Source organism: Mycolicibacterium brisbanense, assembly GCF_001570425.1.
Taxonomy (GTDB): domain Bacteria; phylum Actinomycetota; class Actinomycetes; order Mycobacteriales; family Mycobacteriaceae; genus Mycobacterium; species Mycobacterium brisbanense.
In genome coordinates this window covers 79497-95212 of sequence record NZ_BCSX01000027.1, presented here as the reverse complement: position 1 = coordinate 95212, position 15716 = coordinate 79497, and the positions used below count along the sequence as shown (strand labels likewise).

The 15716-nt window shown below is 67.0% G+C and carries 13 protein-coding genes; 6 read left to right on the top strand and 7 right to left on the bottom strand.

Going from position 1 to position 15716, the window contains the following annotated elements; translation table 11 throughout:
• Positions 1-269 precede the first annotated feature (269 nt).
• The 5 genes from RMCB_RS16520 to RMCB_RS16500 are packed head-to-tail and all read left to right on the top strand — an operon-like array spanning position 270 to position 6730.
• A complete protein-coding gene (locus tag RMCB_RS16520) occupies positions 270-1895 on the top strand; it encodes a GMC family oxidoreductase (protein WP_062829630.1) in 1626 nt (541 codons plus the stop codon).
• Positions 1896-1903: 8 nt separating this feature from the next.
• The gene (locus tag RMCB_RS16515) at positions 1904-2296 is read left to right on the top strand and encodes a hypothetical protein (protein WP_029373919.1); all 393 of its coding nucleotides are present in this window, start codon (positions 1904-1906) and stop codon (positions 2294-2296) included.
• 26 nt (positions 2297-2322) lie between these two features.
• On the top strand, positions 2323-3750 hold the full coding sequence (locus RMCB_RS16510; protein ID WP_062829629.1) for a purine-cytosine permease family protein: 1428 nt from the start codon (positions 2323-2325) through the stop codon (positions 3748-3750).
• A gap of 9 nt (positions 3751-3759) precedes the next feature.
• On the top strand, positions 3760-5205 hold the full coding sequence (locus RMCB_RS16505; RefSeq protein WP_062829628.1) for a purine-cytosine permease family protein: 1446 nt from the start codon (positions 3760-3762) through the stop codon (positions 5203-5205).
• A gap of 25 nt (positions 5206-5230) precedes the next feature.
• Complete coding sequence (locus RMCB_RS16500) at positions 5231-6730, top strand: PucR family transcriptional regulator (RefSeq protein ID WP_029373918.1); 1500 nt, start codon at positions 5231-5233, stop codon at positions 6728-6730.
• A 7-nt stretch (positions 6731-6737) separates the two neighbouring features.
• Here RMCB_RS16500 and RMCB_RS16495 read toward each other — a convergent pair whose 3' ends face one another.
• The 4 genes from RMCB_RS16495 to RMCB_RS16480 are packed head-to-tail and all read right to left on the bottom strand — an operon-like array spanning position 6738 to position 10579.
• Entirely contained in the window at positions 6738-7706 is a 969-nt protein-coding gene (locus RMCB_RS16495; protein ID WP_062829627.1) for an ABC transporter substrate-binding protein, read from the bottom strand.
• Complete coding sequence (locus RMCB_RS16490) at positions 7703-8455, bottom strand: ABC transporter ATP-binding protein (protein ID WP_062829626.1); 753 nt, start codon at positions 8453-8455, stop codon at positions 7703-7705. Before RMCB_RS16490 ends, RMCB_RS16495 begins: the two co-directional genes overlap by 4 nt.
• 1 nt (position 8456) lies before the next feature.
• The gene (locus RMCB_RS16485) at positions 8457-9323 is read right to left on the bottom strand and encodes an ABC transporter permease (protein ID WP_234792136.1); all 867 of its coding nucleotides are present in this window, start codon (positions 9321-9323) and stop codon (positions 8457-8459) included.
• Positions 9293-10579: an aryl-sulfate sulfotransferase gene (locus tag RMCB_RS16480; RefSeq protein ID WP_062829625.1), complete on the bottom strand. Its 1287-nt coding sequence runs from the start codon at positions 10577-10579 to the stop codon at positions 9293-9295. The genes RMCB_RS16485 and RMCB_RS16480 overlap by 31 nt, the downstream gene beginning before the upstream one ends.
• A gap of 154 nt (positions 10580-10733) precedes the next feature.
• On the opposite strand from RMCB_RS16480, the gene RMCB_RS16475 reads away from it, so the two are divergent.
• Complete coding sequence (locus RMCB_RS16475) at positions 10734-11741, top strand: LacI family DNA-binding transcriptional regulator (protein WP_234792134.1); 1008 nt, start codon at positions 10734-10736, stop codon at positions 11739-11741.
• A gap of 9 nt (positions 11742-11750) precedes the next feature.
• Here the strand turns inward: RMCB_RS16475 and RMCB_RS16470 are convergent, their stop codons facing one another.
• The 3 genes from RMCB_RS16470 to RMCB_RS16460 are packed head-to-tail and all read right to left on the bottom strand — an operon-like array spanning position 11751 to position 15686.
• A complete protein-coding gene (locus RMCB_RS16470; RefSeq protein WP_062829623.1) occupies positions 11751-12161 on the bottom strand; it encodes a GlcG/HbpS family heme-binding protein in 411 nt (136 codons plus the stop codon).
• A gap of 27 nt (positions 12162-12188) precedes the next feature.
• Entirely contained in the window at positions 12189-13577 is a 1389-nt protein-coding gene (locus RMCB_RS16465; RefSeq protein ID WP_062829622.1) for an MFS transporter, read from the bottom strand.
• Positions 13578-13634: 57 nt separating this feature from the next.
• A complete protein-coding gene (locus RMCB_RS16460; protein ID WP_029373911.1) occupies positions 13635-15686 on the bottom strand; it encodes an NADH:flavin oxidoreductase in 2052 nt (683 codons plus the stop codon).
• Between the last annotated feature and the right edge of the window lie 30 nt (positions 15687-15716).

Here is a 15716-nt window from a genome sequence, read left to right as displayed (position 1 = left end):
ACCAGCTTTGCTAGCCGATCACCAAACCGAACACAATCCTCGGAAAACGACACGACCACCGCAACCTCTCACATCGAGAGCATTGCGACGACCACGTGAACCCGCACGGCGTGTCGCGGACTTTGAGGTCTGCTCGGCAGGGAGTTGGCAGGACGTTGCCAGGCTTTGTGCGCATGCACAAGGCAGGTTTAGCGTTTTGTGCGGATCACTTCTCGCGCCGTCAGTGTGACGCACGCATCATTATTCGCACAGCAGCCGTCTGACCTGGAGTGCGAGTGGTGAATACCCGAGAAATCGACGAGCAACCTGATGTCCTCATCATCGGCGCAGGTGCGTCCGGCGGGGTGGCGGCCCTGGAACTGGCCCGCCACGGCCTCAATGTCGTGTGCCTGGAGCAGGGCGATTGGAACCTGCCCGACGACTTCACCGCGGGCAAGCCGGAGTGGGAACTGACCCGGCTCAAGCAGTGGAATGCCAGCCCCAACGTGCGGCAGAACCCGGCCGACTATCCCATCGACAGCACAGACAGCCCCGTCGAGCCGTTGATGTTCAGCGGCGTCGGCGGCAGCACCATCATGTTCTCCGGCCATTGGGTGCGGCCCATGCCGTCGGACTTTCGGGTCAAGACCCTTGACGGGGTGGCCGAGGACTGGCCGTTCACCTACGAGGATCTGCGGCCGTTCCTCGACGAGGTGACTCACCACATCGGGGCGTCGGGCCTCGAGGGCGATCCGGCCTACCCCGACGCGCACACCTTTCCACTGCCGCCGCTGCCGATCGGCAAGTACGGCCTGATCGCGGCCAAGGGCATGGACAGGCTGGGCTGGCACTGGTGGCCCGCGCCCAACGCCATCGCGTCGCGCAAGTACAAGAACCAAGAAGCCTGTATGCGCTACGGCGCCTGCGAATCCGGCTGCCCCGTCGGAGCCAAGGCCAGCACCGACATCACCCACTGGCGCGACGCGATCAAGCTCGGCGTGCAGCTGGTCACCGGAGCGCGCGTCAGCCGGATCACCACCAACGAGCGCGGGCTCGCGACCGGTGCCGAATACATCGACCGCGACGGCAGTCTGCACCATCAGGCCGCGCGGGTGACGGTGTTGGCGGCCAACGGAATCGGCACGCCGCGGCTGCTGCTGAACTCGGCGCCCGACGGCCTGGCCAACTCCTCGGGCCTGGTCGGCAAGCGCCTGATGACCCACCCGTACGCCTCGGTCTACGGCGCCTACGACGAGGACATGGAGACGTGGCTCGGCCCGGCCGGGCAGGCTCTGCAGTCGCTGCAGTTCTATGAGACCGATACCGATCGCGGCTTCGTCCGCGGTGCGAAGTGGAACCTCATGCCGACGGGTGGCCCACTGGCGCAGACGCTGTGGGAACCCGGCGACGACTGGCGTGAGGGCTTCGGGGCGAACTTCCATCCACGTCTCAAGCGGACCTTCGGCCGCTACACCGAGTGGGGCATCACCACCGAGGACCTGCCCGACGAATCCAACACCGTGACACTGGATCCCGACGTCACCGACTCCGACGGCATCCCCGCGGCGAAGATCCACTACACCATCGGTGAGAACTGTCAGCGGATGCTGGAATTCAACGTCGCGCGTGCCGTGGAAGCCCACGAAGCCGCGGGAGCCGTTGAGATACACCCGATTCCGGTGGTGCGCCACAGCGCCTGGCATCTGCTGGGCACCACGAAGATGGGAACCGACCCGGCCAACTCCGTCGTCGACGAATGGTGCCGCACCCACGATGTCCCGAACCTGTTCATCGTGGACGGCAGCACCATGGTCACCTCGACCGGCATGAACCCCACCGCCACCATCATGGCCGTCGCCCTACGGGCCGCGCGGCATCTGGCCGAAACCCGTTCCAGCATCCCCACTCCCTTCTGAGGACCGCCATGCTCACTCCCGAACAGCGTCAGGTGTTCGCCATCCTGGCCGAAACCCTCATCCCGGCAAGCGACACCATGCCGTCGGCCACCAGCGCAGAGGTGTCCGGCGCCCTGCTCGACCAGGTGCTTGGCTACCGGCCGGATCTCGTCGCCGCGCTCACCGCAGCGCTGGATTCCAGTGCGGGCAAGGATCCCGAAGCCGCGTTGGACAGCCTCGCCACCGAGCAGCCCGAGCGATTCGAGGCGCTCACCGTCCTGGCCGCGGGGGCCTACTTCCTCAGCCCCGCAGTGAAAGCCGCCATGCCCTATGACGCGGCACCGCGCCCCGCGCGCGACGATATGGACAGCTACGTCGACATGCTGGAGCACGTCGTCGACCGCGGCTTCGTCATCCGCTGATCCGCCACCACCCGAAAGAACCCATCATGAGCGAAACCCGCAGTAAATCAGCGGAATCCATCTCCTCGATCGAGGAGAACACCATTCAGCAGGTGCCGCTGGATCAGCGCCACGGCCGCAACCGGGACATGTTCACCATCTGGTTCGGCACCAACATCATGATCCTGGCCATCGTCACGGGTGCGCTGGCGACCACGGTGTTCGGCCAGCCGGCATGGTCGGCCGTGTTGGCGATCGTCCTCGGAAACCTGTTCGGTGCGATCTTCATGGCGCTGCACTCGGCCCAGGGCCCGACGCTCGGTGTGCCGCAGATGGTGCAGACCAAAGGCCAATTCGGTTCGCTGGGTGCGGTACTCATCGTCGCTGTCGTGGTCTGTATGTACACCGGCTTCTTCATCTCGATCCTGGTGTTCGGCGGTGAGTCGCTGGCCTCAGTGCTTCCGTTCCTCGGCGTCAAGGGTGGCATCCTCATCCTCGCGTGCGTCAGCATCGCGGCGACGATCTGGGGGTACACGCTGATCCATGCCTACGCACGGATCATGACCTGGGCGTCGGGTATCACGTTGGTGCTGGCCTTCGTGTGGGCGTTCGGTGTGCACCCGATGCCCGCGGATTTCTTCCACAGCACCGGCGCCACCGTGGCTGGCTTCCTGGGTACCTTCGCGGCTGCCGCGGTGTGGCAGATCGCCTATGCCCCTTACGTTTCCGACTACTCCCGGTACCTTCCGAAGGCCACCGGCGCCAAGCCGGCCTTCTGGATGAGCTACTGGGGCACCACGATCGGATCGATCCTGCCGATGGTGCTGGGTGCCGGGGTCGGTCTGTTGGCCCTCGACGACGATCCGGCCATTGCGCTGACCAAGGCCACCGCCGGAATCAGCGTGCTGGTGGTCGCGGTGTTCAGCGTCGGCGTCGCGGCGACGAACGCGATGAACCTCTACTGCGGAACCCTGTGCACCATCACCATCTTGCAGACCTTCTTCCCGAAATTCACCGCACGGGCCCGCGAACGCGCCATCATCGCCGCGTGCATCTGCGCCTTCGCGGTGGTTGTGGCCCTGTCGGCCGGTGACGACTTCGTCGCCAAATACAACAATCTGCTGATCCTGCTGCTGGGTGCGCTGGTCCCGTGGACCGCGGTCAATCTCGTCGACTTTTACCTGGTGCGCCACGGTGACTACGTCGTGGAGGACTTCTTCAAGGCCGACGGTGGCCGCTACGGCCGGGTCAACTGGCCCGCGGTGATCTGCTATCTGATCGGTGTCGCCGTGCAGCTGCCGTTCATGATCATCGGCACTGCCTACACCGGTCCCATGGCCAAACTGCTTGGAAATACCGATATCTCGTTCATCGTCGGCCTGGTCGTGGTCTCGCCGCTGTACTATTTCACGATGACCTCGCTAGCGCGCCGGCAGAAGACTTCCATCCCCATCGTCGGCAGCCACGCCGAGTAGGCCCCGACCGTGGACAGCGCCGAGACCGACATCCACCAGTTCGAAGAGGTTCTGCAGCCCATTCCGGAAGCTGTTCGCACCAAGCGAGTATCGGGACAGTTCTGGATCTGGGCCGGCGCCAACATCGCACCGATCAACTGGGTGCTCGGTGCGCTCGGTATCGAGTTGGGCCTCGGTCTGCGGGACACGCTGATCGTCCTGATCGCCGGAAACGTCGTCGGCATGGGGTTGTTCGGCATCTTCGTGGTGATGGGCCAGCAGACCGGCGTCACGGCCATGGTGCTGTCGCGAGCCGCCTTCGGACGCCGCGGAGCCTACGTGCCCGCTGCGATCCAGGCGGCCCTGGCCGTCGGGTGGTGCGCGGTGAACACCTGGATCATCCTCGATCTAGTCATGGCGCTGCTGGGCAAGCTTGGGCTGGTCGATCCGGACGCACCGAACATCGCGGCCAAGATCCTCGTCGCCGCGATGATCATGGGAATCCAGGTGACCATCGCCTGGTTCGGGTATCGGACCATCGCCGCCTTCGAACGCTGGACGGTCCCACCCACGCTGGCGGTGCTGGTGTTGATGACCGTCGTCGCCTGGTTCCACCTGCACATCGACTGGTCCTACGCCGGGCCCGCCGGTCAGGAACTGCATGGCAGCGCGCGCATCGTGGCCATGTCGACCGTGATGACGGTGATCGGAATAGGTTGGGGCATAACCTGGTTCACCTATGCCTGTGACTACTCCCGATTCGTCAGCACCACGGTGCCGCAGCGCAGGCTGTATCTGGCCAGCGCTCTGGGCCAATTCATCCCGGTCGTCTGGCTGGGTGCACTCGGCGCCAGCCTGGCGACCACGAACGGGTCGGTCGACCCCGGTCGGTTGATCGTGGACAATTTCGGGGCACTGGCCCTGCCGGTGCTGCTGCTGGTGATCCACGGTCCTATCGCGACCAACATTCTCAACATCTACACGTTCTCGGTGGCCGCCCAGGCGCTTGACATCAAAGTGCACCGGCGCAAGCTGAACGTGCTCGTCGGTGTCCTTGCGCTGGCGGCCATCGTCTTCTTCATCTTCCAGTCCAGCCTGGCCACCGTGCTCGACACCTGGCTGGCGGCGATCGTGGCATGGGTCGCGAGCTGGGCGGGCATCATGCTGGTGCACTACTACGTCGTCGAGAAGGGCCGCGTCGACGCCCAGCGGCTGTTCGACCCGGTCGGCTCGCGACGACTGCCGGATGTGAACTGGGCGACCATGTTCTGCTTCGCGGCAGGCATCGTCGCCACCTGGATGTTCATGTACGGGGCGACGGGAGCCATGCAAGGCTTCGGATCGCGCGCTCTCGGCGGCCTCGATCTCTCCTGGCTCGCAGGCGGACTGGTGGCCGCGGCTCTGTACGCGGTGCTAGGGCCGCGGGTGAGCCGGCAGGAGAGTCATGCGGCGGTCCTCGACAAACCCGTTCCCTGACGCGATCCAGCGATACGGTTGGCTGGTGAGCATCACGGTGCGCGAGCTGTTGGACATGCCGCACCTGCAGCTGCGACTACATTCCGGCAAGGCCGGGCTGGATCGTCAGGTGTCCTGGACGCACACGTCGGACCTGCCCGAGCCGTGGCAGTGGGTCAGCGCCGGGGAGCTCCTGATGACCAACGGCATGTCGTTCCCCGCGGGGGCGGCCGAGCAGGAGCATCTCCTCGACGAACTGCAGCGGGTCGGCGCCAGCGGGCTGGCCATCGGCGAGGAGATGTACTGCCCGCGGCTGACCCAGCGCTTCACCCGGGCCAGCGAACGGCTCGGCCTGCCGGTGCTGTGGATCCGCTATCCCATGCCGTTCGTGGCGATCTCGCGGGCCATCGCCGAGGCCACGCTGCTCGAACAGTCGCAGCGGCTCATGCGTACCGCCCGGATCTACGATGCCCTGCGCAGGACCACCGCCGGCGATGTGGCGCGCTCCCGTATCGCCGACGCTCTCACCAAGGAGCTGCGCTGCTCGGTGTTCGTGTGCGACCGCGTCACCGGGGACGCCTATCACCCCGACGGCCCGCACCCCGGCGACGAGGTCAAGGAGACCGTCCGCGCGGCATCGCAGGGCACGCTCGCCGCGGGGGCGCGGTCCATCCTGACCCCCAGCGGGGTCGAGGTCCTGGTCGGCGAGGTCCCGACGCACGAACACGCGGTGCTGGCCGTCATCCGGGAAGGCGGAGTGGCCCTCGACGGCGTGCTGATCCAGCACGCCGCGACAGTCGTCGCACTGGAGCTGTCCCAGACCCACCTGGCGCTGGAGCACACCCGCCGCTCGGGTGCCGAGCTCACCGCTCAGCTCATCGACGGCCGTATCGATCAGCGCGTCGGGCGCAGGCAACTGCAGTCAGCGGGGCTGGATGCGGCGACGTCGATGTTCGTCTCGGTGACGTGTGCCGACGAGCGCAGGCTGCGGGATCTGCATGTGGCGTTGTGGCGGCGGCGAATTCCGCATGTGACAGCGTTCCGCTCCGGCGTCGCACATGCGGTGGTTCCGGGTACCGACGCCGCGGTCGACGCCATCGCCGCATCGCTCGGCCCGACCGCCAGGGTCGGAGCCAGCAGGGTGATGAAGACCGTGGGTCGCTCGGCCGAAGCCGCCCGTGAAGCGACCTGGGCCCTGGGCACTGCGCAGCGGACCGGCGATGCCATCGTGCGGTACGGCACGGCGACGTCGTGGGTCGGGATGGGCGGTGTCGAGGACGCCCAGGCCATGGTCGAGCGGTGGCTGGGCCCGCTCATCGAGCACGATGCGCAGCACCGCACTGGCTTGGTCGAGACGTTGGAGGCCTTCCTCACCAACCAGCGTTCATGGCAGCGCACCGCCGCCGCCATGAACGTGCACCGCCAGACCGTGCTCTACCGCGTGCACAAGGTCGAAGAACTCACCGGCGCACGACTCTCCGACACCGCCGATATCGCGCAGCTGTGGTTGGCGTTACGGTCCCGGGATCTGCTCGACGGTCGTTGATCGCCTGCTAGGCAGCGGGTTTCGGTAAGAAGCGGCTGTCCAGGAACTGTGCGTAATCGGGCAACGCGGCCGTGGCGTCGATCGACTTCTGGGTCTTGGCCCATTCGCCCAGTTCGGTCAGCTTGGTGGCGAGATCCGGATTGAGCTGCAGCGTGAAGTCGAATTCTTTGAGCACCGGCCGTAGTAGGCCCACGTCGAGTTGCGTGGCTTTGGCCACAGCATCGATCGCCGCGTTGTCCTGGTGGGCCAGTGCGGATCCGGCGTCGGCCAGTGCGGCGAAGAAGCTGGTGAGCGCCGGGCCTTTGTCGGCGATCGCCTGCTGGGTGGCGAGAAACAGGCTGTGCTGGTGATAGGTGCCGCCATCGAGCTCGACGGCATCGGTGTTGAGCGCCTGGATGGTTTGCGCCTGGTACGGCTGGAAGATCGACACCGCGTCGACGTTGCGTTGGGTGGCCGCGGTGACGACGGCCGACGGCGCCACCTGGACCAGCTGAGCGTTGAGGTTGTTGTGCGCCAAAGCATTCGAGATGTAGTAGGCGGCGCTGGTGCCCAGCGGTGTGCCGATCGACTTGCCCGCAAGGTCGGCGAGCGTGGTGATGCCCGCGCTGCGCCGCGCCACGATGCGTGAACCTTCCCACCGCGATCCGTCTCCGACGATCCGCAGGCTCGGTGTGCGGGTGAGCGCGGCCGACGTGGGAACGTCTGCGGCAGTGGTGATGTCGACCTGATCCGCCGCGGCGGCCTGCAGCGCCTCGACCCCGGAAGAGAAGTTCACCACCTTGACCTTGACGCCGTGCTTGTCGAACAGCCCGGTCGAAGCCGCCACCGGGACCTGCGCCCACGATGGGTCGACGACGAAGCCGACGGTCAATTCGTCTGCGTTCGCGGTGCCTGAACTCGTGCAGGCGGCGACGGACACGGCGAGCGCAGTGGCGGTCAGTGCGGCGGTGAGCATCCGCCGGAGAGTGGGTTTCACGTTCGGGCTTCCTCGAGTTGACGGTGCAGGGTCTTGCGGATCTCGCTGTATCCGGGCTGATCCGCCAGCGCGTCGGCGGGCCTGGGCCGGCTCAGGGGGTTGACGATGTGGTCGGCGATCCTGCCGTCTCGCAGCACACTGACGGTGTCACCGAGGCGGATGGCTTCGTCGATGTCGTGGGTGACGAAGACGATCGTGCGGTTCAGTCGGGTCCACAGGTCGATCAGCAGATCCTGCATCCGCAGCCGGGTGAGCGCGTCGAGTGCCGCGAACGGCTCGTCCATCAGCATCACCGACGGTTCGCCTGCGAGAACCCGGGCGATGCTCACCCGCTGCCGCATACCGCCGGACAGTTCGGTGGGGCGTTGCCGCGCCACGTCTGCGCGCAGGCCGACGAGGTCGAGCAGGATACGGATCTGTTCCTGGCGTTCGGTTTTGGCGAGATACCGTGCGGTCAAGGCGAAGTCGATGTTGTCGGCGACCGTCATCCATGGGAACAGCACATCGCGCTGGAACGCCACGCCGCGGCGCGGATGTGGTTCGGTGACGGGTTCGCCGTTGTCGGTCACGGTGCCGGAGGTGGGCGCGATGAGGCCGGCCAGGCAGTGCAGCAGCGTGGACTTGCCGCTGCCGGAGGCGCCTACCAGTACCGCGAACGATCCGTCGGGAACGGTCACTGAAATGTTCTTCAGCGTCGGCTCGCGCTGCCCCGGGAACTGCACGACGAGGTCGTGGGTCTGGATGGCCATGTCAGCGTTCCTCCTGCGCCCACCGCGTGAACGGTGTGGTGACGGCGTTGACGGCCAAGTCGCACAGCGCACCAAGGATGCCAAGGACGACCAGGCAGAAGATGAGCCGGTCGGCCTGGGAGAACAACTGTGCTTGATAGATCCGGTAGCCGATACCCGCTGTGGTGCCGGTCATCTCGGCCACCACGATCAACACGAACGCCATCGCGGCACCCACCCGCAGACCCGCGGCGATGTCCGGCGCGGCTTCGGGCAACACCACCTTGCGCAGCGTCTGCCACCGGCCCGCTCCCAGGCAACGGGCGGCTTTGAGGTAATCGGCCGGTGTGCTCGCGAGCCCGGAGTGACTGTTGATCCACACCGGGACGAACACTCCCAGTGCGATCACCAGGGTCTTGCTGTTCTCGCCCAGGCCGAACCAGAGAATGGCCAACGGCACCAGCCCGATCGTGGGAATCGGCGCGAACACGCGTAGCACGGGTTGCAGGACGTTGCGGCCCGCCGCGGTGGTGGCCGTGAGCACCGCGACGATCACGCCGACGGCCGCACCGATCGCGAAACCGACTGCGGCCCTGCGCAAGCTGGCGCTGATGTCGTCGAGCAGCAGCCCGTCGGCCCACAGTGCGTGGCCCGCGGAGAGGATCTGCGGCACGCTCGGGAAGAGTTGACGGGGGAACCGGCCCGTCGCCACCACCAGCGACCACACCGTGGACGCAAGGACCAGGCCGGCGATGGTCCAGCCGAGCGTGGAGAACCTGGACAACACCGAGCGCAGTCGGGCCGGCGCGGGGCGCCTGGATGCGCCCGTCGCCGGTGTCCGGACCGCGACGCCCACCGTCATGAGCGTGGCCCGCCAAGGGGAGTCCACTCGAACGGTACGGCCTGGGCCCGATAGACCAGGGCGGTCAGGGTAAGGCGATCGACTCCCGGGACGCGGGGCTGCTTGACCTCGGGTTCCCCGGCGACGCCATACCCCTCGTAGGGGCTGTGGTACTCCCATGCGACGTCACCGTCGGCCGTCACCTGGAACAGCCGCCCGTGCATGCCTTCGGTGATCAGGGTGTTGCCGTTGGGCAGGCGCTGGGCGTTGCTCACGAACGAACTGAAGAACGTCCACGACGGGCGGCCCGAATCTTCTGCGGTGTACTGCCACACGATTTCCTCGGTGGCCGGGTCGATTTCGAGAACCCGCGAGCCGGCGTAGATACCGAGCGGTGCGGGTGGGTAACCCGCCCCGCCCTGGTTGTCGAACACCAGGATGTTGCCCGCGCCGGGCAGACCCGCGGCGATCATGTGCGGATTGTGTTGTCCGGAGGTCTGATCCAGCGGGCGCGGGACCTTATGGGCGTTGATCCGCTGGTGCTGGGCTCCGGCTTGCGCGGCGTAGTACGGTCCGAGTCGCCAGGCGACGACTCCGGACGACTTGTCGATGAGCGCGATGATGTTGGCCTTGCGGAAGCTCACCAGGATGTTGTCGGGCTGGAACACGGTGTCGGGCTGTGCGTCGTGCCAGCGGTTGGCGCCAAGAGATTTGGCGCTGTTCATCTCCAGGTAGCCCCATGGGTCCTCGGGGTCGCGGGCCACCGTCTCGCGCAGCGCGGCCCAGCCGGCTTCGGAGAAGCCGAATTCGTCGAGATGGTCGCCGGCCAGCCAGGTCCACACGATCTCGCCGTCCGGTGCCACCTCATAGAGGCCCTGATCGCCCACGACGTGGTCACCCAGGCCCGGTACGACGCGCGGTACCGTGACCAGGATCAGCCGGTTGCCGCTGGGCAGCAGCTCCCAGTCGTGGTTCTGCCGGGCCGCCCCACCCGGTGCCTGCAGGCCCCATTCCCACACTCGGTTGCCGTCCCAATCCAATTGTCCGACAGTCCCGTTGGCGTAGATTCCGCCGCGGGCATCGCCGCTGTCGGAGAGCTGCACCCCGACGTCGCCGATGCGGCCGCCGTTGAGGGCCGGATCCAGGATGCGTGGCGGCACGCCCGCGTAGGGCCACTCGTGCACGACGGTGCCATCGAGGGCGATGAGACGGGTGACGGAGTCGGCGCCGGTGAACAGCACGTAGCTGTGGTGAGCGAGTTCCGGGTCGAAATGCGTGACGCCGGACTGTCGTACGAATGCCATGTCAGCTACTCCACCAATGTCGTGTTACGTCCACGGGTCTTCCCCGTAACGGTTCTAATCGATTAGCGTAATGAGCGAAGCTGCGCGCGTAACCGTCATAATCGGCGTGATCGAAAGTCTGGCGAAGCGTCGCCGGAGGACGGGGAATCCAAGGGTGAGTGGGAAACGTCCGACCCTGGCCGACGTGGCGAGCCGCGCCGGTACGTCGACGGCGGTGGTGAGCTACGTGCTCAACAACGGACCGCGCCCGGTGTCAGAGTCGTTGCGGGCGAAGGTGGTCGATGCCATCGACGCGCTGGGCTACCGTCCCGATCTGCGCGCCCGGGCGCTGCGACGGCCGCGACGGTGGCGTCAGATCGGTCTGCTGGTTCCCGACCTCGGGCTGCCGCTGTTCGGTGAGTTCGTCGGACGGATCGAAGTCGAAGCCAGGGCCCGCGACCACCTGACCATGATCGGCAACACGGGCTACGACCCCGAGCGGGAGCTGGAATTCGCCACCGCGTTCGCCGAGGTGGGCATCGACGGACTGGTGGTGATCGGCGCCGCCAACGCATCTGAAACAGCCGAGCTGTGCCGCCGTGAACGCATCCCCGTGGTATGGCTGCACAACATCCGCGGGGATGTCGCCGCCGACATCGTTGGGGTGGACCATGCGCACGCCGGCGCACTGGCCGCCCGCCATCTGCTTGACGAACACGCATGCCGCGACACGGTATTCGTGGGTGGTTTCACCGAATCCGATGTGCGCCATGGCGACCGGGAAACCGTCGAGCAGCGGTATCGGGGCGTGGCTTCGGTCGTCGGTGCGAAACTCCGGCACATCCGCACCGATCTCACACCCGCGGGAGCCTATGCCGAGGTGAGCGCGTTCCTGCGCTCGGAGCGCCCACCCCGCGCAATCGTCGTCGGCACCTACGGGCAGTCGGCTGCCACCATCCGGGCCATCACCGATGCGGGCCTACCGATCCCGGACCGCGTCCGCGTCGTCGGATTCGACGGTGGCACAGACGATTATGGTCAGCCGAGGCTCACGGCGGTGCAGCAACCGGTCGCCGCCCTGGCGTGCCGCGCCTTGGGGCAGCTGCTGGGGGAGTCTGGCGTCGACGAGGAGATCACGACGTCGCTGCGGATCGGGGATACCTGCGGCTGCTCGGTCCGGTGAGGCTGGCGCTCAGCCGAACGCCGCGACCGCGGCCTCGGCACACGCCACGTCGTCGGCGGCGCTGGCACCGCTGACCCCAACACCACCGACGATCACACCGCCGGCCCGCAGCGGGATGCCACCACCGAAGATCACGAACCGGCCGCCGCCGTTGGCCTGCAAGCCGAAAAGCTCACCGCCCGGGGCGGCCAAGACGCCCAACTCCGCGGTGGGAGTGCTGTTGGCCACCGCGGTATAGGCCTTGTCGACGGCAAGGACGGGGCCGGCAATCTCGGCCCCGTCCATCCGCCCGAACGCCACCAGGTGTCCACCCGAATCGACCACCGCGGCGGATATGGTCACCGCCCGCCGCTGTGCTTCGGCGTGCGCGGCTGCCACCAGGCGTTGCGCTGTGGTCAGGTCGACACAGGGAGACGTCATGCGCGCCAACCTACTGCCGACTGCCGGTCAGTGCGCCAATGTGGTCGCGGTTTCGGCCAGGCTCCTGCCCTTGGTTTCCGGGGCGAGCCACTGGGACAGCGCGGCTCCCACCAGCGCGACACCGGCCGCGATCAGCATGGTCACGGACATGCCCAGGTGCGCGATGGACCAGGGCAGCAGGAATGTGCCCATACCCGCACCGATCCGGCTGAACGCGGCGGCGAAGCCGGTGCCGATGCCACGGACCTCGGTCGGGAACACCTCGCCGGGGTAGACCTGGGTCAGCGTGGTGTAGCCGGCGTTGAAGAACGAGAACGCCAGGAACATCGTCAGCACAGCGACCGAGGGGGCCCCGGTCCACAACCCGATCACGCCCAGCAACACGACACACAACCACTGCGTGGGGACCGAGAGCACGCGTCGGCCGAGCTTGTCGAGCAGCAGCGCCGTGCCGAGAACACCGAGGCATGCCAGCGCCGACAGGCCGACACCGCTGGCCAGGCCTTCACCCATGCCGTACTGCTTGAGCACCTTGTCGGCGAAGGTCGCGATGGCGAAGTACGGGGTCACGGCGCAGAACCAGAAGCCGGCGGTGAACAGGGTCGCGCGCCAGTTGTGTTTGTTGAACAACATGAGGAAGGTGCCGTTGACGCCCGGTTTCTGGTCGCATCCCTCGCTCTCGCGGGTCACGGCGGCGGCTTCGAGCACGTCCATGTACTTGTTCGCGATCGACAGTGCTTCTTCGCGTCTGCCCTTGAGGATCAGCCAGCGTGGCGACTCGGGGAGGCCTAGCCGGGCCAGGAACAATCCCGCGGCGATCACCGTGCTGGAGCCGATGATGATCCGCCAGTTCACGCCGGCGTCCATCAGCCCGTGCGCCACGATGAACGCGACCATGAAGCCGACGTACCAGGCCACCAGGGCGGCGCCGAGCAGGCGGCCACGCAGCCGGGCCGGCGAGAACTCGGTCATCAATGGCATGCCGATCGAGTACTCGCCGCCGATCGCGATGCCCATCAGGAAACGGATGATGAGCAGCTGGATGGCCGAGGTGATGAAGAACTGGCCCAGCGCCACGAAGAACTGCAGGAAGGACGCCAGCACGAACAGGCCCATGTCGATCAGGAACATGGGTTTGCGGCCGTATTTGTCGGTCAGCCAGCCGCCGACAGGGGCGCCGACGAAGATGCCGAACAGCGTGCCTGCCGCGATCAGGCCGATCCACAGGTCGTTGACCTGCAAGTCGTCTTGGATGAGGCCGGTGACGGGACCGATGATGCCCAGGATGTAGCCGTCCAGGAACATCCCGCCGACCAGAACCGCGGTGAGCCGGAACAGGAATCGGCGCCTGAACTTCGGAGTGCTTACGGATTCACCGGTGGCGTATTTGCCCGCCGTGCTCTGTGGCGAAGACATGGCTGTACTCCTCGTGTGGGTGGGCTGTGGAGGGTTTGGAGGGGTTTTGGTGGATGTTCAGATGGCCAGGCAGAGGCGGTAGGAATCGAGGATCGCGGCGTGGATGTTGCGGCTCGCGACGGCGTCGCCGACTCGATACAGGGCGTAGCGACCGTCGGGATTCGCCGTTGCAGGCTGCGGCGAGCGGGCCAGCAGTTCGCGGATCGCGATCTGGCCGAGGTTGACCGAGCCGGGCAGCAGCGCGTCGTACAGGTCGTTGTCCGGTTCGGTGCCGTGTTCGACCACGACCGCGTCGACAACGCGCTCGGTGGCGGCCTTGGCGCCCTCGACCTGCAGCCGGGCCAGCAGACGGCCGTCGTGCTTCTCGATCGACACCAGCCGGTGCAGCACGCCGGTGGTCACATCGTGGTCGGCGAACAAGGCGAAGTACTGGCCGGCCGGGGAGGCCCCGACATCGACGGCGACGCTGCGCTCGGGGGTCGCGTATTCGACCGTGCCTGCCGTGCGGATCAGTGCCTCGACCGCATCCATCGCCTGGTGGCCGCCGAGGTCGTCGTACACCAGCACGTCGCCTCCGACCTTGCGGGCACCCGAGATGATGTCCCAGGTGTCGACGGCCAGCTCACCGCCCGGAATGCCGAGGTCGGGGTTCGGGAGGCCGCCGGTGGCCAGGATGACCACGTCCACGGACTCGGTAAAGGCTTCGAGTTCCGACGGGTCGACGTAGTGGTTGCGCTTGAGCTCGACGCCGAGCCGCTTGCACTCGTCGTACCGCCAGTCGACGATGCCGATCAGATCGCGCCTGCGCTCGGAGACCGCGGCCAGCGCGACCTGCCCGCCGAAGCGGTCGCCCGCCTCGTACAGGGTCACGGTGTGGCCGCGCTCGGCGAGCACGCGCGCCGCCTCCAGCCCGGCGGGTCCGCCGCCGATCACCACGCACCGCTTGCGCTGCTCGGCCGGGGCCGGGGTGACGCGCTGCGGCAGCTGGGTCTCCCGTCCGGTGGCCGGGTTGTGGATGCACATCGCCGAGCCGTGGGTGTAGATGCCGTCGATGCACACGCTCGCGCCGACGCAGGGCCGGATCCGGTCGGCGTGGCCCTCCTGCGTCTTGTTCGGCAGATCCGGGTCGGCCATCAGGGCGCGGACCATGCCGACCATGTCGAGCAGTCCCTCGCTGATCGCGTACCGGGCCGTGGCCACGTCGGCGATGCGCGACGAGTGCATGACCGGAACCGACAGCTGCTTCTTGATCCAGCCGGCGAATTCCAGGTGCGGGTTGGCCGGCGTGAACATCGGTGGGATGACCTTGGCCAGTTCCCAGTCCGTGTCGGCGTTGCCACGGTTGACGCTGAAGAAGTCGACGCCTGCGTCCTGCATCGCGGCCGCGATCTGCAGCGCGTCGGCAGGGACCATGCCGGAGTTGTCCGGCAGCATCTCGTCGAAGGACATGCGCACGCCGACGATGAATTCGTCACCGACGGCTGCGCGCACGGCGTTGATGACCTGCAACGGGAACCGCATCCGGTTCTCCAGCGAGCCGCCGTACTCGTCGGTGCGGTGGTTGTGCCGGGGAGACAGGAAGCTGTCGAGCAGGTGACCGGTGTATGCGGAGATCTCCACACCGTCCAGGCCGGCGGCCTTGCACCGGGCCGCGGTGTCGGCGAAGTCGCGGGCGATGCGCTCCAGATCGCGGACATCGGCGACGCGGGAGAACGACCGGTGCGCGGGCTCGCGGGTGCCTGACGCCGACAGCGCCGGAATCCAGTCATGTGTGTAGTTGTCGGTGCGGTGGCCCATGTGCGTCAGCTGGGTCATCACCGCGGCGCCCTGCTCGTGCACGTCGTCGGCGAGCGCGCGCAGCAGCGGCTCGGCTTCGTCACGCCACAGCTGCAGGTTGCCGAACGGCGGCATCGAATCCGGGCTGACCAGCGCGCTGCCGCCGATCATCGTCAGTGCCACGCCACCGCGCGCCTTCTCCCGGTGGTACATCCGGTAGCGGTCCTTGGGAAGCCCGTCCTCGCTGTAGGCCGGCTCGTGCGACGTGCTCACGATGCGGTTGCGCAGCACCAGATTCTTCAGCTTGAACGGAGTGAACAACGGGTCACTCATGTCTTTCGAACTCCCTTCGGCGCGGTACTC